This is a genomic window from Streptomyces hamibioticus (assembly GCF_047946815.1).
Classification (GTDB): domain Bacteria; phylum Actinomycetota; class Actinomycetes; order Streptomycetales; family Streptomycetaceae; genus Streptomyces.
On sequence record NZ_JBKKQY010000001.1, the window covers coordinates 3,680,895 to 3,700,766 of the forward strand.

Sequence of the window (19,872 nt, forward strand, 5' to 3'; positions counted from 1 at the left end):
GGGCTCTTGTCATCGGTCCGTCCGCGCTCGCAGGGCCGTCACCGCCGCGGCGACCAGGCACAGCACGCCGGCCGCCGCCAGGAGGGAGAAGAGCACGATGGCCGGGTTGACCCAGGCCGGCACCAGGTCGTAGCTCGCGTCGCACTTGCTGTGCAGCGGGAACCACCGGCCGGACTCCTCCACGTGCGCGGCCCGGTAGGCGTCGTCGTAGCGGACGCCGTGCCCGTACTCACAGGTCTCCTCGACGTCCAGGCCCGTGGAGAAGATCCCCGTCACGTAGGCGACCGCGAGTCCGCCGACGCCGGTCGACACGCCGGCCACAGCCAGTGCCAGTCAGGTCCGGGGCCGCCCCCACTGGCCCGCGCGGACGGTTCGGATGCCCGCGCGGCCGCCGGCGACCATGCCGACGCACAGGGCCCCGGCCACGGCGCCGATGACCATGCCGACGGTGCCGACGGTGCCGAGGAGGAACAGGAACGCGGTCCCCATGGCCGCCGGCCCGCCCAGGTACGCGAGCCGCTCGGGACGGGCGGGAGCGTTCAGCGCAGTTCCTTCGGCGGCGTGCGCTCGCTGTTGACCTTCTCCGTGCGAACCAGCTCACCCCACACGACGTAGCGGTACCGGCTCGTGTACACGGGCGTGCAGGTCGTCAGGGTGATGTAGTGGCCGGCCTTCTCCTTGCCCGACTCCTTCGGGACCGGGGCGAGGACCTTGACGTTGAACTTCGAGGTCTCGGGGAGGATGCCGTAGACCTTGTAGACGTACCACTTGTCCTTCGTCTCGAAGACGATCGGGTCGCCCTTCTCCAGCTTGTGGATGTTGTGGAACTTCGCACCGTGCCCGTCCCGGTGGGCGGCGAGCGAGAAGTTGCCCTTCTTGCCCGACATGGGCAGGGCCGACTTCACGGGGTCGGTGTAGTAGCCGGCGACGCCGTCGTTGAGGACCTTCATCGAGGTGCCCTCCTCGACGAGGATCTCGTCCTTGGACATCGCGGGCACGTGCAGGAAGCCGATGCCGGCCTTGGTGTCCAGCGCGCCGGGGCCGCCCGCGCCCTCCGCCTGCTGCGCCCAGGTGTCGCGGACCTTCTCGGCCTGCTCGTCGGCCGCCCGGTCGGCGAGGACGTTCGTCCACCACAGCGAGTAGGCGACGAACAGGCCGAGGACCACTCCCGCGGTGATCAGCAGCTCACCGAAGACGCTCACGGCCAGCGCGATCGGCCCCGGTTTGGGGCGCCGCCTGCGCGGCGGGGGCGCACCGGGCGCGTCGGTGCGCTCCGCGTGGTCGTGCTCGTGATCCCTGTCGGTGGTCGCTGCCACTGGTCATCTGCCCTTAATTGACGAGCGCATCCGGCTTTCCCTTGCTGCGCGGCCGTTCCTCGACCATCTTGCCCCAGACGATCATCCGGTACTTGCTGGTGAACTCCGGGGTGCACGTGGTCAGCGTGATGTAGCGGCCGGGCTCGGTGAAGCCCGACTGTTTCGGGACGGGCGCGAGGACGCTCGTGTTGCTCGGCGGCGTCACCGGCAGGATGTTCGCCATCTTGTACACGAAGTACCTGTCCTGCGTCTCGACGACGATCGGGTCGCCCGGGTCCAGTTTGTTGATGTACCGGAAGGGCTCGCCGTGGCTGTTGCGGTGGCCGGCGAGCCCGAAGTTGCCGGTCTTGTCCTCGGGCATCGCCGTCTTCAGCGCGCCCTCGGCGTAGTGGCCGACCATGCCGCGGTCCAGCACCCGCTTGCTGTCGATGCCCTCGGCGATGGGGACGACGACGTCCAGCTTCGGGATGTGCAGGATGGCGAAGCCCTGGCCGGGCTCGAAGGCGCCGGGGTTGCGCTGGCCGCTCGCCCAGGCGTCCTGGAGGTTGCTCGTCTCCTTGTTCGCCTCCGCCTGCGCCCGCACGTTCGTCCACCACAGCTGGTAGGTGACGAACAGCAGCATCAGCACGCCGGTCGTGATGAAGACCTCACCGATGACCCGGCTGGCGACGACGGCGGGGCTCGGCTTGCTCGCGCGGGCCCGGCGGCGGGCCTCCACGCGCGTCAGGGGCCTTCCGGGCTCGTCTGCGGCCGCTCCGGTGCTCTGCCCGGTCCTCTGGCGGGCGGTGCCCCCGTGGCGCCCGTGGCGCCGTCTGGCGGCCTTCCTGCGCGCCGCTCGCCCTTCCCCGGGCGGCGGTATGGAGGAGACGGACCGCTCGGGCGGCGGCTCCGACATGCGGAGCGCGACCGTCTCCTCGTCCGCCACGAAGGCCGTTCCCTCGTCCGCCACGGGGGCCGGGGCGGCCTCGTAGGGCGGTTCCTGGCCCGGGTAGGGCTGCTGAGCCCGGTAGGGCGGTTCCTGACCCGGGTAGGGGTGTTCCTGCCCCGGATACGGCTGTTCCTGCCCCGGGTGGGACTGCTGCCGGCCCGGGTGGGGCTGGAACGCTTCCCCGCCGTACCACTCCCCGAGCGCGTCCTGGCCCTCGTACGGCTGCTGCCCGTACGAGGTGCCGGACTCGCGCTCGGGGCGCAGCGCGGTCACGCCGTGGCCCTGCCCACCACCGGGGCGAGCCCCGTCGACCTCGCCACGGCACCCTCGTCGCCGCACTCCGCCAGCCAGTTGGCCAGCATCCGGTGGCCGTGCTCGGTCAGCACCGACTCCGGATGGAACTGCACGCCCTCGACGGGAAGTTCGCGGTGGCGCAGGCCCATCACGATCCCGTCGTGCGTACGGGCCGTGACCTCCAGCTCGGCGGGCACGGTGCCCGGCTCGGCGGCCAGGGAGTGGTAGCGGGTCGCCGTGAACGGCGAGGGCAGTCCGGCGAAGACGCCCTTTCCTTCGTGCTCGACCGGCGAGGTCTTGCCGTGCAGCAGCTCCGGCGCGCGGTCCACGACCCCGCCGTACGCCACCTGCATCGACTGCATGCCCAGACAGACGCCGAAGACCGGCACCCCGGTCGAGGCGCAGTGCCGCACCATGTCGACACACACCCCGGCCTGCTCCGGTGTGCCCGGGCCCGGCGACAGCAGCACACCGTCGAAACCGTCCTGGGCGTGCGCCGTGGCCACCTCGTCGTTGCGCAGCACCTCGCACTCGGCGCCCAGCTGGTACAGGTACTGGACCAGGTTGAAGACGAAGCTGTCGTAGTTGTCGACGACGAGAATGCGTGCGCTCACTGGTTGTCCACCGTCACATCGTTGAAGGGCAGCAGCGGCTCGGCCCAGGGGAAGACGTACTGGAACAGGACGTAGACCACGGCCACCACGAGCACCAGTGAGGTCATCGCCTTCACCCACGCATTGCCCGGCAGATGCCGCCAGATCCAGCCGTACATGCCGTCCCTTCCGTCGTACCACGGCACCGGACTCACGCCGTTCCGCACCAGACTAACGGCGCAGCGCCTCCGGTTTCCCGGCCTCCGCAGGCTGTGTGACGCGGATATCCGGATCTACGTGGCTCCGGGCCGATCGCCTCGATCTCCGGCGGCACGGCCGAGGCCCTTGTCAGGGTGGCGCCGTCGGTGCTCCCGGGACCGGTTTGTTCCACGTGAAACCAGGCCGCGGGATGCGCATGATCGCGAAGCGCTCGTACGAGGGCGTGCGGCGCCGGCCGTCCGGTCCGGAGCAACCGGTCCGGAACAAGGGACTCAGTCCACGGGCTCGGCGTAGTGCAGGTCCACCGTGCCCGAGTAGCCGGGCAGCGTCACGGTGCCTTCGTCGTCGACCTGCCAGCCGAGGCCGTAGACGTTGACGTACACCATGTAGTTCTGGATCGCCGGGGACGCGGCCAGCGCCCGCTTCAGCTTCTTCGGGTCACCGACCGCCGTGATCTTGTACGGCGGGGAGTAGACGCGGCCCTGGAGGATCAGGGTGTTGCCCACGCAGCGCACGGCGCTGGTGGAGATCAGCCGCTGGTCCATGACCTTGATGCCCTTGGCACCGCCCTCCCACAGGGCGTTCACCACGGCTTGGAGGTCCTGCTGGTGGATGACCAGGTAGTCGGGCTGCGGCTCGGGGTAGCCGGGCAGCTTGGCGGTGGCGTCCGGCGGGGCGTCGTTGAGCGTGACGCTGATCGCCTCCCCCTTGAGCTTCTGCGTGCCCGCCTTCTTCTCCAGTTCGGCGAGCTTGTCGGCCTCGGCCCGGGTGCTGCCGTTGTCGCGCTCGGCCAGGGACTCGACGTCGTCCCGCAGGGCCGCGTTGGACTCCTCCAGTTCCCCGTTCTCGCGGCTGCGCTCGTGGATCAGGTCGGACAGCTTCAGCAGGGAGGTGTCCGTGCGGATATTGGTGCCTTTGGCAGTGTTGAAGCTGGTGACGAAGATGAGGCCGGCGAGAGCGAAGACAACTGCCGTGAGCGCCCGCACCGGCCGGAAACGGCGCTTGCGGTCAGGGCTGGATCCCGTCCCGGGGGAGTCGGCAGAATTGCTCAACGTACCCTTATCTCCTTCGGCGCCACGGAAGCACTACGCTAACGGACGCCCGGGAGCGCTCTTACGTCCCCTTGTACGTTGCCCCGAGCCCGACCCAGATCCCTGCGCGGCCACGCAGCGCATCGACAGGAGAGACCCTCGTGCCGAAGTCACGTATCCGCAAGAAGGCCGACTACACGCCGCCGCCGGCGAAGCAGTCGGCCAGCATCAAGCTGACCAACCGGTCCTGGGTCGCGCCCGTCATGCTCGCCATGTTCCTCATCGGCCTGGCCTGGATCGTCGTCTTCTACGTCACCGACGGTTCACTGCCCGTCGACGCGCTGGGCAACTGGAACATCGTGGTGGGCTTCGGCTTCATCGCCGCCGGATTCGCCGTCTCCACGCAGTGGAAGTAGGCCCCGGCACAGCTCTGCCCAGGGCTATCCACTGAGTTATCCACAGCCGTTTTCCACATGGGGAAAAGAAACGACGATCTGTGGATAACTCACTGGACGTTGACGCCGGTGTGACGGAACGACTGACGCCCGAAAGCCTGTTCGCCCCCTGTCTGACCTGCGGAAACACAGGTCGGTGACAGGGGGCACAGTTGTTCCCGCACGGTATGCACAAGATCCGCCACCCGCTGTGGACAACAGCGCGCTCAGGTGAGCTGGGCGGTTCTCAACAGGGTCAACCCGATGACCACCGCGAGGACCAGCGCACAGGTCCCGTACTGGACGAGCGAGCGCCGCTCACGCGGGGCGTGGACCATGGCGTAGCCGACCACGAGACCGGCGACGAGGCCGCCGATGTGGGCCTGCCAGGAGATGTTGGCCCAGGTGAAGGTGAAGACCAGGTTGATCGCCAGCAGGATGACGACCGGCCGCAGGTCGTAGTTGAGCCGGCGCATCAGCACGGCGGTCGCGCCGAACAGACCGAAGATCGCGCCGGAGGCGCCGAGCGTGGCCGTGGTCGGTGAGCCCAGCAGATAGGCGAGAGCGCTGCCCGCGAGGCCCGAGGTGAAGTAGAGGGCGAGATAGCGGACGCGGCCGAGGGCCGCTTCCAGGGGACCGCCGAGCCACCAGAGACCGAGCATGTTGAAGGCGATGTGCCAGATCTCCTGGTGCGCGAACATCGAGGTCACCAGCCGGTACCACTCGCCGTCCGCGACGCCCTCCATGGGCAGGAACGGCGCGGGCGGCCAGCGGCCGATCAGCACCAGGTGGTTCAGCAGCGACTCCTGCGCGTGGACGGCGATGAACACCGCCGCGTTGATCCCGATGAGGATCTTGGTGAGCAGACGGGGGTCGGCCGCGATGGTGCCGCCGGCCAGGGTGCGCGGGCGGGAGGCGTCCGGGGCGTGCCCGGTGCCGGAGCCGCTGCGGACGCAGTCCGGGCACTGGAAGCCGACGGAGGCGCTGATCATGCACTCGGGGCAGATCGGACGCTCGCAGCGGGTGCAGCTGATGCCCGTCTCGCGGTCGGGGTGGCGGTAGCAGACCGGCAGGCGCTGGGCGTCCTGCGGGGTGCCACCTGCTGCCTGGTCCATGAGGTCCCCTCGGTCGTCCTGTGCCGTGTCGCGGGCAACGCGCCGCCCCGCCCATCCTTACGGATGAGCGGGGCGTTTAGTTCCCATCAAGGGTGCGCGGCACCGGAGAACCGATGCCGGTCAGCCGTTGCGCGTCTCGACGACGACCGACTCGATCACGACGTCGTTGACCGGACGGTCGGTGCGCGGGTTGGTCTGGGTGGCGGCGATGGCGTCCACCACCTTCTGGCTGGCCGCGTCCGTGACCTCGCCGAAAATGGTGTGCTTGCGGTTCAGCCACGTCGTCGGGGAGACGGTGATGAAGAACTGCGAGCCGTTGGTGCCCGGGCCGGCGTTGGCCATGGCCAGCAGGTAGGGCTTGTCGAAGGACAGGTCCGGGTGGAACTCGTCCTCGAACTGGTAGCCGGGGCCGCCGGTGCCGTTGCCCAGCGGGTCACCGCCCTGGATCATGAAACCGCTGATCACCCGGTGGAAGACCGTGCCGTCGTAGAGCTTGTCCGTGGACTTCTGGCCCGTGGCGGGGTTGGTCCACTCACGCTCGCCCTTGGCGAGCTCGACGAAGTTCTTGACCGTCTTGGGGGCGTGGTTCGGCAGGAGCCGGACGTCGATGTCGCCGTGATTGGTCTTCAGGGTGGCGTAGAGCTGCTCAGCCACGATCTGCCTTCCGTTGTCTTCCTGTAACTCCCCGATCCTCGCACGGTCCGCGCCCCACGTCGCCCGGCGGTCGCATTCGGCCCCCCGGAGAGGTCCCCTCCGGGCGCGCGTCACTCGCGGAATTCCGCCCGAGTGCCCCGGGCCGGGCGCGCGGAGCACCGATCCGTGGCATTGTCGACGACAAGCTCCCGTTGCTCCGGATTCACCCGTTATCAAGGCTCCCGATCACTGCTTCATGACCCGGATGCCCGCCCTCGCATGCCTGGCGGTGCTCCGGAAGGCATGATCCGTAAAAGGGTGGAAAGTCGAATTACCGTACGCCACCGAGGAGGAGGAACCCGTGACCCGCATCGACAGCGTGCGCGCCGCGACCGGTTCGGCGAAGGACAGCGTGCTGCACGCCGCGGAAGTGGTGGCGCCCTACGCCGACACGGCCAAGGACAGGGCCGCGCACTACGCACAGGAGGCGCGCGTACGGCTGGCGCCCAAGGTCTCCCAGGCCGCCGACCAGGCTCGCCTCCACTACGGCGTTCATGTCGCGCCACGCCTGGAACAGGCTCGTTCGCACGTGCCATCAAAGGTGGACGTGGCTGCGCACGAGGCCGCCGTCCGCACGCGCCTGGCCGCCCGGCAGGCGGCCGACTACTCCCGGCCGAGGATCGAGCAGGCGGTGGCCGTGGCCGGGCCCGTCCGGGACGAGGCGGCGCTGCGCAGCGCCGCCGTCCTGGCCGCCCTGCGCGGGAATGTCTCGGCCAAGGACATCGAGAAGCTAGCTCGCCGCCGACGGCGGCAGGCGAAGACCGGCCGGGTCGTCAGGGTGCTGGCGGTCCTGGGCGTCGTGGCCGGTGGTGCCTTCGCCGCCTGGAAGTGGTGGGACAAGCAGGCCAACCCGGACTGGCTGGTGGAACCGCCCGAGGCGACGGAGGTCCCCGAGGCCGGCCGGCTGACGTCGGTGGACGGCACCGCACCGTCCGATCTGGACCCCGAGGTCCAGGCCAAGCAGGCCGAGGACGAAGCCGCCGACCGCGACGACCAGCGCTGACTCCGGTCGGCACGACCGAACGACGCCGCGGGACGGGGGACTTGACGGTCCCCCGCCCCGCGGCGATGTCATGGGCGATGTTTCACGTGGAACAGCGGAACAGCGGAGCGTCCGGTGCGCTCAGGGTGGTGCTCAGGGCGCTCAGCGGCCGTAGCGGCGCTCCCGCATGGAGTAGGAGCGCAGGGCACGCAGGAAGTCGATCTCCCGGAAGTCCGGCCAGTAGCACTCGCAGAAGTACACCTCGGCGTACGCGGACTGCCAGAGCAGGAAGCCCGAGAGCCGCTGCTCACCGGACGTACGGATGATCAGGTCGGACTCGGACCGCGCCTTGGAGTACAGGTGCTTGGAAATGTGCTCCATGGTGAAGGTCTCGATGAACTCGTCGATGTCCCCGCCCTTGGCGCTGTGCTCCGTCAGGGCCGAGCGCACGGCGTCGACGATCTCCCGGCGGCCTCCGTATCCCACGGCGACGTCGACCTTGGTCCCGCCCTGGCGGCCCTGGGTGGCGGCGGTGGCGGCCTTGAGGCGGCTCGCGGAGTCGGCGGGCAGCAGATCCAGGGCACCGACCACCTCGACGGGCCAGGGGTTGCCGGGAGCGGCCAGCTGCTCCACCACCGTGGCGATGATGTCGATCAGCGGGTTGAGCTGCTCCTCGGGCCGGTGCAGGTTGTCGTCGGAGAGCATGAACAGGGTGACGTGCTCGACCTGGGCCGAGTCGCACCACCGGAGGAAGTCCAGGACCTTCGCCCCACCGGCCTTGTAGCCCTCGCGCGGGTCGTCGTGCCCCGCCGTCTTCGCCCAGCGCCGGTTGCCGTCCAGCATGATGCCGATGTGCTGGGGGCGTGGGCGTCCTTCCAACTCCCGGACCAGCCGCTTCATATAGAGCGCATCGAGAGCGGCCCGTACCTTCGCCCGCATGGTCTACCCCTTCCACCTCGTCGCAGCGACCGAACGGCTCCGACGGCGATGAGCCACTTGGCACCGCCCCGCAGGGGCGGGGGTGCCGGTGCTCTCTGGAGTGACGATATCAAGAGCAGACATCCCCTCCTCCGCACCGAGCACCGGCCCCCCGCGACCGGTCCCCAATATCTCCAACGCCGCTTGCCGACAAGTCAGTTGGCGATGTACCGCGCCACCGTGCACGACGTTTTCGGCAGACGGCGGGTTTGACGTACAGCGGATCGATGCGATAGAGGGCCTCTGACCTGCCGAGGCGAGGCCGCCCGGCCCACGAAGCACGGACACGAAGAGACCCCTCCGCCTGCGGTGACGCAGGCGGAGGGGTCTTCAGCGTGGAGCCTAGGGGAGTCGAACCCCTGACATCTGCCATGCAAAGACAGCGCTCTACCAACTGAGCTAAGGCCCCGGAAGAGGAGCGTCCGGCCGGTGGGACGTCGGAAGGACATCGTCCCGACGGGCGCCGCAGACAAGAGTACCGGGTCGCACCCCGTATCTCCCAACAAGATTGGGGGTCCCGGTGAACGACCACGCTCCGTAAGATGCTCGGCGTGGTTCGCTGGAGCGAACTGCGGTTTCAGGGGAAGCGATGGGGAGACGCAATGGACGCCGCACAGCAGGAAGCCACCGCAAGAGCGCGGGAACTGCAGCGGAACTGGTACGGGGAGCCACTGGGGGCGCTCTTCCGCAGGCTCATCGACGATCTTGGTCTTAACCAGGCTCGTCTGGCGGGGGTGCTGGGACTGTCCGCACCGATGCTGTCCCAGCTGATGAGTGGCCAGCGGGCGAAGATCGGCAATCCGGCGGTGGTCCAGCGGGTACAGCTGCTGCAGGACCTGGCGGGGCAGGTGGCGGACGGCAGTGTGAGCGCGGCCGAGGCGACCGAGCGCATGGAGGAGATCAAGAAGTCGCAGGGGGGCTCGGTGCTGAGCAACACGACGCAGACGACGAGCAGTTCGGGTGCGCCCACGGTCAAGCGGGTGGTCCGCGAGATCCAGTCGCTGCTGCGCTCGGTGGCCGCCGCGGGCGACATCATCGAGGCGGCGGACGCCCTCGCTCCCACCCACCCGGAGCTGGCGGAGTTCCTCCGCGTGTACGGCGCCGGCCGCACCTCCGACGCGGTCGCGCACTACCAGTCCCACCAGAACTGACCCGGGGACGCGACAGGGGCGAGGAAGCCGCCGTCAGGGGGCGGGCAAGCCACCCGGCAGGGACGCGGGGCACGGACACGGGGCACGGACACGGGGCACGGACACGGGGCACGGCCGCAGGGGGAGGAGCGACGCACAGCCATGGGTGAGGTGTTCGCCGGCCGTTACGAACTGGTCGATCCGATCGGGCGCGGCGGGGTCGGTGCCGTCTGGCGCGCCTGGGACCACCGCCGGCGACGCTACGTGGCCGCGAAGGTGCTCCAGCAGCGCGACGCGCACTCCCTGCTCCGTTTCGTCCGGGAGCAAGGCCTGCGCATCGACCACCCCCACGTCCTCGCCCCCGCCAGCTGGGCCGCCGACGACGACAAAGTCCTGTTCACCATGGATCTGGTCGCGGGCGGCTCTCTCGTCCACCTGGTCGGGGACTACGGCCCCCTGCCGCCGGCCTTCGTCTGCACCCTGCTCGACCAGCTGCTGTCCGGACTGGCGGCGGTGCACGCGGATGACGTCGTGCACCGCGACATCAAGCCCGCCAACGTGCTGCTCGAAGCCACCGGCAGGGGCCGGCCACGGCTGCGGCTGTCCGATTTCGGCATCGCGATGCGGCTGGGCGAGCCTCGTCTGACGGAGACCGATCTGGTGGTGGGGACGCCCGGCTACCTGGCGCCCGAGCAGATGATGGGTTCCGAACCGGCCTTCACCGCGGACCTGTTCGCCGTAGGGCTGGTGGCGCTGTATCTGCTGGAGGGTGCCAAGCCCGACACCAAGGCCCTCGTGCAGTACTTCGCCGAGCACGGGACGCCGGGCGCGCCCAAGGGCATCCCCGAGCCGTTGTGGCAGGTCGTGGCCACCCTGCTGCAACCGGACCCGGTGGCGCGGTTCCGTACTGCCACGGGGGCGCGCAAGGCGCTGGCCGCGGCGGCGGAGCTGCTGCCGGAGCTCGGTCCGGACGACGAACTGATCGAGATCTTCGACCAGATCGGCCCGCTGCCACCGGGCTTCGGGCCCGACGGACCGGTCGGGCCCGCGCCGGAACCGCCGACGCGTCCGCCCGCCCTCTCGGACACCGGCAGCTTCCATCTGCCGCCGCCCGCCCGCGAGAGCCGACCGCCGACCCCGACACCCCAGACGCCACAGACGCCGCAGGCACCACCGGCACCTGCACCGACACCCGCGCAGGCGCCACCACCGGCCCAGGCACCCGCACCGTCGCCGACACGGTCACCGTCTCCCTGGCAGCCGGAGCCCTACGCGAGTCCTCAGCCTCAGCGTCAACCCCAGTCCCAGCGCCATCCGACGCACGTTCCGCCCCCGCCCCCGCCCCCGCGCCACCTCGCCCCCGCCACGGCCACGTACACCGCCCAGCCACCCCAACAGCCCCAACAGCCCCCGCAGCACCGTGCCGTCCGGCCCCGCCGTCCCGGTCCCCCGCCCGCTGTGGCGGTTCCGCTCCTGCTGCTGGCCCTGGTCTGCTACGCGGTGGGCTTCTGGGCCCTGGCCCGGATCTGAGCCACGGCCGTCCACACCCCGAGCCCCACCAGCAACAGGCTCCCGGTGCCGATCCCGCCCGCGGCGAGGGCCTTCATCGCGAGGTCGTCGTCCGCGGCGGCACCCGGAGCCGCCCGCTCCCGGTCCCGCTCGGTGACCTCGAAGACGCCGTTCGGTACCGGCTCCCCCGCATAGCCGGGCCCGGTCCCGGCCGCGCCGCCGATCCGGACCCGCAGGGTCAGCGCGAGCGGCCCCGTGCCGAAGCCGTCGGCCACCTGCGCCGCGAGATGCACCACGAGGTAGTGGGCGCCGGCGAAGCGCATCGCGCTCACCCGCTGGGCGACGGCCCGGCGGTTGCCGTACTCGACCGGCGGCACGGGATCGAGGGCGACCGTCGTCCGCCTGCCGGTGTAGCCGGCGCCCGCGTCGTCGACCCGGCCGCGCACCGGGTTGTGGAGCGCCAGGTCGAGGGCGGCGGGCGCGTATCCCCTGCCCTCCCCGGAACCGCTCAGTTCGGCGGTGGCGTGCACCTGCTGACCCCAGTCGACCGGGACCCGGTAGTACAGCGTCTGCCCGGGCCGGATGTCGTCGCGCCAGACACCGTGCCCGAGAGGCGCGGCATCGGCGAAGCCCCGGCCCCCGGGCCGCCGCTCGGGCTCCCCTGCGACGGGTTCGGGTGAGGCGGAGTTCCAGGTCCCGGGGGCGGTGGGGGCGCCGTCGCCGCGCAGCCGCGGCTCGATGGCGGCGACGATCTCCAGGTCCCAGTCGCCCGGCGGGGAGTCCTGCGGCCGGACGCGTTCGACGGCCACGTAGTAGCTGCCGGCGTCCTGGCACCGGGTTTCGTCGGGGGATGTCTCCCGCATGCCCCAGGCGGTGAGGGGGCGGGGACTGCGGGCGGCGCCGAAGGTCGCGCTGTCCAGCGAGCAGGGCCTGCCGTCGGCGTCCCGCACCGACACGCGGACGCCGTCGGCTGCCGAGACCTCACCGCCGGTGCCGGGGACGGCGGTGACGGAGACGTACGTGTTCGAGGCGGCGTCGAGGTCGAGGCGGAAGTACACGGTGCCGCCGCGCGGCAGGGTGCTGGTGTACGGCGTCCCGGGCTCCAGGCGTGCGGCGTCCGCGGTGCCGGCCGCCGCCTCGGCCGGCCGGGCGTCCGCGGCGAAGGCGTACCCGTCCTCCGTGCCGGCCGCGAGGGCCGCGCCGCCCGGCAGCAGAGCGGCGGTCGCGCCGAGCACGGCGATCAGTGAACGGAAGGAAAAGGAAACCGACGCCGTACGCCGCCCCGTCATCGCCCGCCCTCTTCCGTCCACCTTCGGTCCACGCCGCCCCGCCCATACTGCCCCGCCGCCGGACGGGCAACACAAAACCCCGACCGCGAGGACGGCCGGGGTCTGTTCAGAACCGTATGTCGGTCGGACTCACGAACCCGTGGGCACGGAGTCAGTCGCCTCCGTCCACAGATCCTGCTCGGCGCGATCCGCCTGGATCTGGCGGTACACGAGGAGCCCGCCGATGGCGGCCAGTGCGACCAGGAGAAGCTTCTTCACCGCGCGACCTCGTCTTTCCTTGACGTAGGGGACCTCTGGCGCCCGACTATACACACCGACCGATATCGATCGGTGACCTGTGTGGAGTGCCAACTCCCGTTCCCCTCGGCGGAATAGACCGCTGCGATCAGAGGGTGATCGGACTCGCACGGACGGTCATTTTGCTCCCACTTCTCCCCTCTGGGCACCTTATGCCCCGTCTTGCGCCCATCCGAGTGGTGTTCATCTGAACATCGACGCGCCACGGGCGTCGGTCCACCACTTCCCGGCCCACATACACATCATGAGGAAAGTACGCAAATCGCCCGACCCGAAAGTGAGGGGCCATGGCCCGGAACAAGGTCATGAAGCTGTGGACCGCCATCGTCACCGCCTTCCTCGCGCTGTTCACGGCGCTCGGACTCATCACGACGACGGCCTCCGCGGCCGTACCGCAGACCGAGACGACTCGCAACAGCGACCACGACCGCGACAGCGACAGCGATCCGCGGTCGACGGTGCAGACGGCGTCCTCCTGGTCCTGGTCCCGAGCCGGCGCCCTGCCCCCCACGATGAAACAGCGCATCCGCGCCGAGGCCCACGGCAAGTCCCCCAGCTGCCGCCACCGCCCGCCGACGGACGCGACCGCCGCCGACCCGGCCGCCGCACACCCGGCCGCCGCCTCCGCCCTCTGCGACCCCGACGAGGCCCCGGCGGACACCCCCCTCCAACGCTGACGGTCTCCACGTCCGACCTCATCCCCAGACCCGGCGATCTCGCGTAGCACCACTGCGATCCGTAAGGCCCGGCCGCTCACCAGAGCCGCCGGGCCTTCCGCCGTAGCCCCGCCCCACCCGCTCCCCACGACCGACGACCGACCCGGCGGAGCAAGCGGTACGACCGGCCGGAGCCTCACCCACCCCGCACCCACCCCACTGCCGCCCCCGCACCCACCCCGCGGCCGATGTCACAGCTGATGCCAGCCGCCGATGTCAGCCATCGATGGCGCTGCGGACCGCAGACACCAGGCCTCCCGGTCGTGAACGCAAAGAACCCCCGGTCCTGCTGGACCGGGGGTTCTTTGCTTTGGTGGGGCTAACAGGATTTGAACCTGTGGCCTCATCCTTATCAGGGATGCGCTCTAACCAACTGAGCTATAGCCCCGCCGCGCTCTGCGGTGTGTGCCGCGCGCTGACTCCTGAAGATTAGCGCACGAGGGGGGCAGTCCCAAAATCGGTTCCCGGCGTCCTCACTCGTCCTCGGCGAGCGTCAGCTCCACGCCGCCCACGAAGCCGGCGGAGAGGTTGTAGATGAACGCGCCGAGCGTCGCCAGCGCCGTCGCGAGGACGACGTCGATGACCGCGATGATCGTCGTGAACAGCAGGACGTTGGGCAGCGACAGGAACGACTGGAGGTCGAAGCCGTTCGACTCGTTCGAGCCGGTCGCCTCGGAGATCGTGCCGCCGACCGTCGAGAAGACGCCCATGGCGTCCATCACCATCCACAGCACGGCGGACGCGACGATCGTGCAGATGCCGAGCGCGATGGAGAGCAGGAAGCTCACCTTCATGACCGACCACGGGTCGGCCTTCGCCACCCGCAGGCGGGCCTTGCGGACGCGCGGCACGGTGCGCGCACCGGTGCGCGGGCGGCGTACACCGCCGGACTGGGCGCCCGGGCCACCGGACGCGGCGCCCGCCTGGGCACCGCCGCCCTGCGCCTGGTACGCCTGCGGCGGGTGATAAGGCCCGCCGGGCTGCTGCGGCTGCCGTTCGCCCGGCAGCGGCGAGGCCGGCTGCTGGGTCTGCGGGCCTCGGGTTTCCGTCACAGTTCCCCCCTGGGATCCATGAGTCTCGTACGAGGATGAGGACGCGTGTGCGTGCGGGTCCGTTCCGCTCGAGGCCCCCTGAACCGCTTCGTGCCCAGCTCCGGACGCGGCGGAGCCACGGCCGCCGCCGTCCGCTTCCGTACCCGTCGAGGTACCGGCCGATCCGGCGCCCGTGGCTCCGCTCACGATGACTCTCTCCTCGTGCTACTCGTCCGAGGGCGCCTCACCCTCGTCCGTGCCGGTGGTCGTGGCACCCTCGGCGGTCTCGTCGACGGCCACGTCGCCGTCGACCTCCTCCGCCTCGCGCCCCGCTTCGGCGTTGCGTGCGATGCCGACCACGGCATCGCGCTTGCCAAGATTGATCAGTTGGACGCCCATGGTGTCACGGCCCGTTTCCCTGATCCCGTTGACTCGCGTGCGAATCACACCGCCGGAGAGGGTGATGGCGAGGATCTCGTCCGTGTCCTCGACCACCAGCGCTCCGACGAGTTCCCCGCGGTCCTCCACGATCTTGGCGGCCTTGATGCCGAGGCCGCCGCGGCCCTGGACGCGGTACTCGTCGACGTTGGTCCGCTTCGCGTACCCGCCGTCGGTGGCAGTGAACACGAACGTACCGGGTCGGACAACATTCATCGAGAGCAGCTCGTCCCCGTCGCGGAAACTCATGCCCTTGACACCCGAGGTAGCACGGCCCATGGGCCGCAGGGTGTCGTCCGACGCGGTGAACCTGATCGACTGCGCCTTCTTGCTGATCAGCAGCAGATCGTCGTCGGCCGAGACCAGCTCGGCCCCGATCAGTTCATCGTCGGTCCCGTCCTCCCGCTCGCGCAGGTTGATCGCGATGACGCCGCCCGAGCGCGGGGAGTCGTAGTCCTTCAGCGGGGTCTTCTTGACCAGGCCGCCCTTGGTGGCCAGGACCAGGTAGGGCGCCGCCTCGTAGTCGCGGATCGCGAAGATCTCGGCGATCGACTCGTCCGGCTGGAAGGCCAGCAGGTTGGCCACGTGCTGTCCGCGCGCGTCCCGGCCGGCGTCGGGCAGCTCGTAGCCCTTGACGCGGTAGACGCGGCCCTTGTTGGTGAAGAACAGCAGCCAGTGGTGGGTGGTCGAGACGAAGAAGTGGTCGACGATGTCGTCTTCCTTGAGCTTCGTCCCGCGCACGCCCTTGCCGCCGCGCTTCTGCGCCCGGTAGTCGTCGGTCTTGGTGCGCTTGATGTAGCCGCCGCGCGTGACGGTGACGACGATGTCCTCTTCGGCGATCAGGTCCTCGATGGACATGTCGCCCTCGTAGGGGATCAGCTTCGTCTTGCGGTCGTCGCCGTACTTCTCCACCAGCGCCGCCAGCTCCGCGCTGACGATGCCGCGCTGGCGGACCGGGGAGGCGAGGATCTCGTTGTACTCGGCGATCTTGGCCTGCAGCTCGTCGTGCTCCTGGACGATCTTCTGCCGCTCCAGGGCCGCGAGGCGGCGGAGCTGCATCTCCAGGATCGCGTTGGCCTGGATCTCGTCGATCTCCAGGAGCTCCATCAGGCCGCCGCGCGCGATCTCGACCGTGTCGCTGCGCCGGATCAGCGCGATGACCTCGTCGATGGCGTCGAGGGCCTTGAGCAGGCCGCGCAGGATGTGTGCCCGCTCCTCGGCCTTGCGCAGCCGGAAGCGGGTCCGCCGGACGATGACCTCGATCTGGTGGGTCACCCAGTGGCGGATGAACGCGTCCAGGGAGAGGGTGCGGGGCACGCCGTCCACCAGCGCCAGCATGTTGGCGCCGAAGTTGGTCTGGAGATCGGTGTGCTTGTAGAGGTTGTTGAGGACGACCTTGGCGACCGCGTCCCGCTTGAGGACGATGACCAGGCGCTGACCGGTGCGGGAGCTGGTCTCGTCGCGGACGTCGGCGATGCCGCCGATCTTGCCGTCCTTCACCAGGTCGGCGATCTTCTGCGCGAGGTTGTCCGGGTTGACCTGGTAGGGCAGCTCCGTGACCACCAGGCACTGGCGGTTCTGGATCTCCTCGACCTCGACGACCGCACGCATGGTGATCGAGCCGCGGCCGGTGCGGTACGCCTCCTCGATGCCGTTGCGGCCGACGACCAGCGCGCCGGTCGGGAAGTCCGGGCCCTTGATGCGCTCGATCAGCGCGTCCAGCAGCTCCTCGTGGGAGGCCTCGGGGTTCTCCAGGTACCACTGGGCACCGGAGGCGACCTCGCGCAGGTTGTGCGGCGGGATGTTGGTCGCCATGCCGACCGCGATGCCGGCCGAGCCGTTGATCAGCAGGTTCGGGAACCGGGCGGGCAGGACGGTCGGCTCCTGGGAGCGGCCGTCGTAGTTGTCCGTGAAGTCGACGGTCTCCTCGTCGATGTCACGGACCATCTCCATCGACAGCGGCGCCATCTTGCACTCGGTGTACCGCATGGCCGCCGCCGGGTCGTTGCCCGGCGAGCCGAAGTTGCCGTTGGAGTCCACCAGCGGCATCCGCATGGCCCACGGCTGCGCGAGGCGGACCAGGGCGTCGTAGATGGAGGAGTCGCCGTGCGGGTGGTAGTTGCCCATGACGTCGCCGACGACGCGGGCGCACTTGTAGAAGCCGCGCTCGGGGCGGTAGCCGCCGTCGTACATCGCGTACAGCACACGACGGTGGACGGGCTTGAGTCCGTCCCGCACGTCCGGCAGCGCACGCGAGACGATGACGGACATCGCGTAGTCGAGGTACGAGCGCTGCATCTCCGTCTCGAGCCCGACGGGTTCGACGCGCATACCGGCGGCGTCGGGGTCCTCTACAGGCGTGACGGGAGTGTTCTCGTCGGTCATTGCTGGTGAAAGTCCTTCCTGGTGCGGTCAGCTGAGACCGACTCAGATGTCGAGGAAGCGGACGTCCTTGGCGTTGCGCTGGATGAACGCGCGGCGGGCCTCGACGTCCTCGCCCATCAGGACCGAGAACAGGTCGTCGGCCTGGGCGGCGTCGTCGAGCGTGACCTGGCCGAGGACGCGGTGCTCCTGGTCCATGGTCGTGATGCGCAGCTCCTCGGCGTTCATCTCGCCGAGACCCTTGAAGCGCTGCACCGAGTCGTCCCGGATGCGCTTGCCGGCCTGACGGCCCATCTCGATCAGCGCATCGCGCTCGCGGTCGGAGTACGCGTACTCGAAGTCGTCCTTGCCCCACTTGATCTTGTAGAGCGGGGGACGGGACAGGAATACGTGCCCGGCCTCGACCAGCGGCCGCATGAAGCGGAACAGGAAGGTCAGCAGCAGAGTGTTGATGTGCTGGCCGTCGACGTCGGCGTCCGCCATCAGGATGATCTTGTGATAGCGGAGCTTCTCGATGTCGAAGTCCTCGTGCACGCCCGTGCCGAACGCGGAGATCATCGCCTGGATCTCCTGGTTCTGCAGGATCCGGTCGATGCGCGCCTTCTCGACGTTGAGGATCTTGCCGCGGATCGGGAGGATCGCCTGGTACTCCGGGTTCCGGCCGGACTTGGCCGAGCCGCCGGCGGAGTCACCCTCGACGATGAAGATCTCGCACTTGACCGGGTCGTTGGACTGGCAGTCCGACAGCTTGCCCGGCAGGGAGGCCGTCTCCAGCAGGCCCTTGCGGCGGGTCAGGTCGCGCGCCTTGCGGGCCGCCACGCGCGCGGTGGCCGCCTGGATGCCCTTGCGGACGATGTCCGCGGCCTCGTTCGGGTTGCGGTCGAGCCAGTCGGCCAGGTGCTCGTAGACCACGCGCTGCACGAAGGTCTTGACCTCCGTGTTGCCCAGCTTCGTCTTGGTCTGGCCCTCGAACTGCGGCTCGCCCAGCTTCACCGAGATGATCGCCGTCAGGCCCTCGCGGATGTCGTCGCCCGTGAGGTTGTCGTCCTTCTCGCGCAGCAGCTTCTTGTCGCGCGCGTACTTGTTGACGAGCGAGGTCAGCGCCGCACGGAAGCCCTCCTCGTGCGTACCGCCCTCGTGGGTGTGGATGATGTTGGCGAAGGAGTAGACACCCTCGGTGTAGCCGCCGTTCCACTGCATGGCGACCTCGAGGGACAGGTTCTTGTCCTTGTCCTCGGCTTCCAGGTCGATCACGGTGGGGTGCACCAGGTCTCCCTTGCGGGAGTTCAGGTACTTCACGAAGTCGACGATGCCGCCCTCGTAGTGGTACGAGACGCTCTTGACCTCGTGCTTCTCGTCCTCGCCCGCCTCGTCCGCGCCGGCGGTGGCCTTCGCCGACTCGCGCTCGTCGGTGAGGTTGATCTTCAGGCCCTTGTTGAGGAAGGCCATCTCCTGGAAGCGCCGGGAGAGCGTTTCGAAGGAGTAGTCGGTGGTCTCGAAGATATCGCCGTCGGCCCAGAAGGTGACCGACGTGCCGGTCTCCTCGGTGGCCTCGTGCCGGGCGAGCGGTGCCGTGGGGATACCCAGCTTGTAGTCCTGCGTCCAGCGGTAGCCGTCGGTCTTGACCTCCACGGCGACCTTCGTGGAGAGGGCGTTGACGACCGAGACACCCACGCCGTGCAGACCACCGGAGACCGCGTAACCGCCGCCGCCGAACTTGCCGCCCGCGTGCAGCACGGTCAGCACGACCTCGACGGCGGGCTTGCCCTCGGACGGGACGATGCCCACCGGGATGCCGCGGCCGTTGTCGACGACGCGGACGCCGCCGTCGGCGAGGATCGTGACGTCGATCGTGTCCGCGTGGCCGGCCAGCGCCTCGTCGACGGAGTTGTCGACGACCTCCTGCACGAGGTGGTGCAGTCCTCGCTCACCGGTCGAACCGATGTACATACCGGGTCGCTTGCGGACCGCGTCCAGACCCTCGAGGACGGTGATGGCACTGGCGTCGTACGACGCTGCGTCGCCGTTCGGGTCGCTCACCGCGTCGTTCACGCCGGTGTCGGTGGACGGAATGTTCTCGTTGGGGTTGCCGGAATCGGCCACGAAGCGCCCTTTCTGGCACAGCACGAGCCGGGCTCGTCGGCGGGTTGCCGGAGCGGCTGCGGCATGTTGCGTTGGTAAGCCTTGATCAGCGTTGCTCAGCTTTTCCCGGACGGTCCCCACGTTCGGGGCGGGATTGTCTTCCAGTCTACCGGTAGCACTGACATCGATGGGGGTTTGCCGGTACCTGAGTCCGCATGTGCCGCCCTGAACCGTCGCTGTCCGACTCCCGATATACGGATGGGGGCCCCAAGAGGCTCACGGAGGCACTCAGCGCTTCGGACCGTCAACCCATGGCTACTTCGGAGTCAGGTCGCGATTCGCAACCGTGTGCGGACGCGCGACAGGACCGCCGGACCGCGGACAAAACCGGACCAGCCACCCAGGAAGCACGTGA

The 19,872-nt window shown here is 69.6% G+C and carries 20 protein-coding genes and 2 tRNA genes; 5 read left to right on the plus strand and 17 right to left on the minus strand.

Going from position 1 to position 19,872, the window contains the following annotated elements; all coding sequences use genetic code 11:
• Nucleotides 1-9: 9 nt before the first annotated feature.
• The 7 genes from ACLGIH_RS16565 to ACLGIH_RS16595 form a co-directional block, all read right to left on the minus strand.
• Complete coding sequence (locus ACLGIH_RS16565; protein WP_416526020.1) at nucleotides 10-312, minus strand: hypothetical protein; 303 nt, start codon at nucleotides 310-312, stop codon at nucleotides 10-12.
• 21 nt (nucleotides 313-333) lie between these two features.
• Nucleotides 334-489: a hypothetical protein gene (locus ACLGIH_RS16570; protein WP_416526021.1), complete on the minus strand. Its 156-nt coding sequence runs from the start codon at nucleotides 487-489 to the stop codon at nucleotides 334-336.
• Nucleotides 490-539: 50 nt separating this feature from the next.
• A complete protein-coding gene (locus ACLGIH_RS16575) occupies nucleotides 540-1,316 on the minus strand; it encodes a class E sortase (protein ID WP_416526022.1) in 777 nt (258 codons plus the stop codon).
• A 13-nt stretch (nucleotides 1,317-1,329) separates the two neighbouring features.
• Nucleotides 1,330-2,517: a class E sortase gene (locus ACLGIH_RS16580; RefSeq protein ID WP_416526023.1), complete on the minus strand. Its 1,188-nt coding sequence runs from the start codon at nucleotides 2,515-2,517 to the stop codon at nucleotides 1,330-1,332.
• Nucleotides 2,514-3,152: an aminodeoxychorismate/anthranilate synthase component II gene (locus ACLGIH_RS16585; protein WP_416526024.1), complete on the minus strand. Its 639-nt coding sequence runs from the start codon at nucleotides 3,150-3,152 to the stop codon at nucleotides 2,514-2,516. Before ACLGIH_RS16585 ends, ACLGIH_RS16580 begins: the two co-directional genes overlap by 4 nt.
• Nucleotides 3,149-3,310: a hypothetical protein gene (locus ACLGIH_RS16590; protein ID WP_416526025.1), complete on the minus strand. Its 162-nt coding sequence runs from the start codon at nucleotides 3,308-3,310 to the stop codon at nucleotides 3,149-3,151. The genes ACLGIH_RS16585 and ACLGIH_RS16590 overlap by 4 nt, the downstream gene beginning before the upstream one ends.
• Nucleotides 3,311-3,622: 312 nt before the next feature.
• A complete protein-coding gene (locus tag ACLGIH_RS16595; RefSeq protein ID WP_416526026.1) occupies nucleotides 3,623-4,402 on the minus strand; it encodes a DUF881 domain-containing protein in 780 nt (259 codons plus the stop codon).
• Nucleotides 4,403-4,542: 140 nt separating this feature from the next.
• Between ACLGIH_RS16595 and crgA the strand changes: the two genes are divergently transcribed.
• Nucleotides 4,543-4,797: a cell division protein CrgA gene (gene crgA / locus ACLGIH_RS16600; protein WP_416526027.1), complete on the plus strand. Its 255-nt coding sequence runs from the start codon at nucleotides 4,543-4,545 to the stop codon at nucleotides 4,795-4,797.
• A 245-nt stretch (nucleotides 4,798-5,042) separates the two neighbouring features.
• On the opposite strand, the gene ACLGIH_RS16605 is transcribed toward crgA, so the two are convergent.
• Nucleotides 5,043-5,930, minus strand: coding sequence for a rhomboid family intramembrane serine protease (locus tag ACLGIH_RS16605; protein ID WP_416526028.1), 888 nt, complete (start codon nucleotides 5,928-5,930; stop codon nucleotides 5,043-5,045).
• Between the two features lie 120 nt (nucleotides 5,931-6,050).
• Entirely contained in the window at nucleotides 6,051-6,584 is a 534-nt protein-coding gene (locus ACLGIH_RS16610; RefSeq protein ID WP_416526029.1) for a peptidylprolyl isomerase, read from the minus strand.
• A 340-nt stretch (nucleotides 6,585-6,924) separates the two neighbouring features.
• On the opposite strand from ACLGIH_RS16610, the gene ACLGIH_RS16615 reads away from it, so the two are divergent.
• Complete coding sequence (locus ACLGIH_RS16615; protein WP_416526030.1) at nucleotides 6,925-7,626, plus strand: DUF5324 family protein; 702 nt, start codon at nucleotides 6,925-6,927, stop codon at nucleotides 7,624-7,626.
• A 141-nt stretch (nucleotides 7,627-7,767) separates the two neighbouring features.
• Here ACLGIH_RS16615 and ACLGIH_RS16620 read toward each other — a convergent pair whose 3' ends face one another.
• Complete coding sequence (locus ACLGIH_RS16620; RefSeq protein ID WP_416526031.1) at nucleotides 7,768-8,544, minus strand: isoprenyl transferase; 777 nt, start codon at nucleotides 8,542-8,544, stop codon at nucleotides 7,768-7,770.
• Between the two features lie 375 nt (nucleotides 8,545-8,919).
• Nucleotides 8,920-8,992 (minus strand) — tRNA-Ala (locus tag ACLGIH_RS16625).
• A gap of 193 nt (nucleotides 8,993-9,185) precedes the next feature.
• Here ACLGIH_RS16625 and ACLGIH_RS16630 point away from each other — a divergent pair.
• Nucleotides 9,186-9,734 carry a helix-turn-helix domain-containing protein gene (locus ACLGIH_RS16630; protein ID WP_416526032.1) on the plus strand — a complete coding sequence of 183 codons (549 nt, stop codon included), beginning with the start codon at nucleotides 9,186-9,188 and terminating at the stop codon, nucleotides 9,732-9,734.
• Between the two features lie 141 nt (nucleotides 9,735-9,875).
• On the plus strand, nucleotides 9,876-11,243 hold the full coding sequence (locus tag ACLGIH_RS16635; protein WP_416526033.1) for a serine/threonine-protein kinase: 1,368 nt from the start codon (nucleotides 9,876-9,878) through the stop codon (nucleotides 11,241-11,243).
• Here the strand turns inward: ACLGIH_RS16635 and ACLGIH_RS16640 are convergent.
• Both ACLGIH_RS16640 and ACLGIH_RS16645 read right to left on the minus strand, forming a co-directional pair.
• A complete protein-coding gene (locus tag ACLGIH_RS16640; protein WP_416526034.1) occupies nucleotides 11,207-12,511 on the minus strand; it encodes a hypothetical protein in 1,305 nt (434 codons plus the stop codon). The two genes, ACLGIH_RS16635 and ACLGIH_RS16640, sit on opposite strands and share 37 nt — an antisense overlap.
• Before the next feature lie 129 nt (nucleotides 12,512-12,640).
• Complete coding sequence (locus ACLGIH_RS16645; protein WP_003999697.1) at nucleotides 12,641-12,769, minus strand: DLW-39 family protein; 129 nt, start codon at nucleotides 12,767-12,769, stop codon at nucleotides 12,641-12,643.
• 326 nt (nucleotides 12,770-13,095) lie between these two features.
• Here ACLGIH_RS16645 and ACLGIH_RS16650 point away from each other — a divergent pair, with 326 nt between their 5' ends.
• The gene (locus ACLGIH_RS16650; RefSeq protein ID WP_416526035.1) at nucleotides 13,096-13,485 is read left to right on the plus strand and encodes a DUF6344 domain-containing protein; all 390 of its coding nucleotides are present in this window, start codon (nucleotides 13,096-13,098) and stop codon (nucleotides 13,483-13,485) included.
• Between the two features lie 350 nt (nucleotides 13,486-13,835).
• Here ACLGIH_RS16650 and ACLGIH_RS16655 read toward each other — a convergent pair.
• From ACLGIH_RS16655 to gyrB, 4 genes are all read right to left on the minus strand, one after another.
• Nucleotides 13,836-13,912 (minus strand) — tRNA-Ile (locus ACLGIH_RS16655).
• 85 nt (nucleotides 13,913-13,997) lie between these two features.
• Nucleotides 13,998-14,762: a DUF3566 domain-containing protein gene (locus ACLGIH_RS16660; RefSeq protein ID WP_416526036.1), complete on the minus strand. Its 765-nt coding sequence runs from the start codon at nucleotides 14,760-14,762 to the stop codon at nucleotides 13,998-14,000.
• Nucleotides 14,763-14,780: 18 nt separating this feature from the next.
• Nucleotides 14,781-17,378, minus strand: coding sequence for a DNA gyrase subunit A (gene gyrA / locus ACLGIH_RS16665; protein ID WP_416526037.1), 2,598 nt, complete (start codon nucleotides 17,376-17,378; stop codon nucleotides 14,781-14,783).
• Between the two features lie 42 nt (nucleotides 17,379-17,420).
• Nucleotides 17,421-19,478 carry a DNA topoisomerase (ATP-hydrolyzing) subunit B gene (gyrB, locus tag ACLGIH_RS16670; RefSeq protein WP_416526038.1) on the minus strand — a complete coding sequence of 686 codons (2,058 nt, stop codon included), beginning with the start codon at nucleotides 19,476-19,478 and terminating at the stop codon, nucleotides 17,421-17,423.
• Nucleotides 19,479-19,872: the final 394 nt, after the last annotated feature.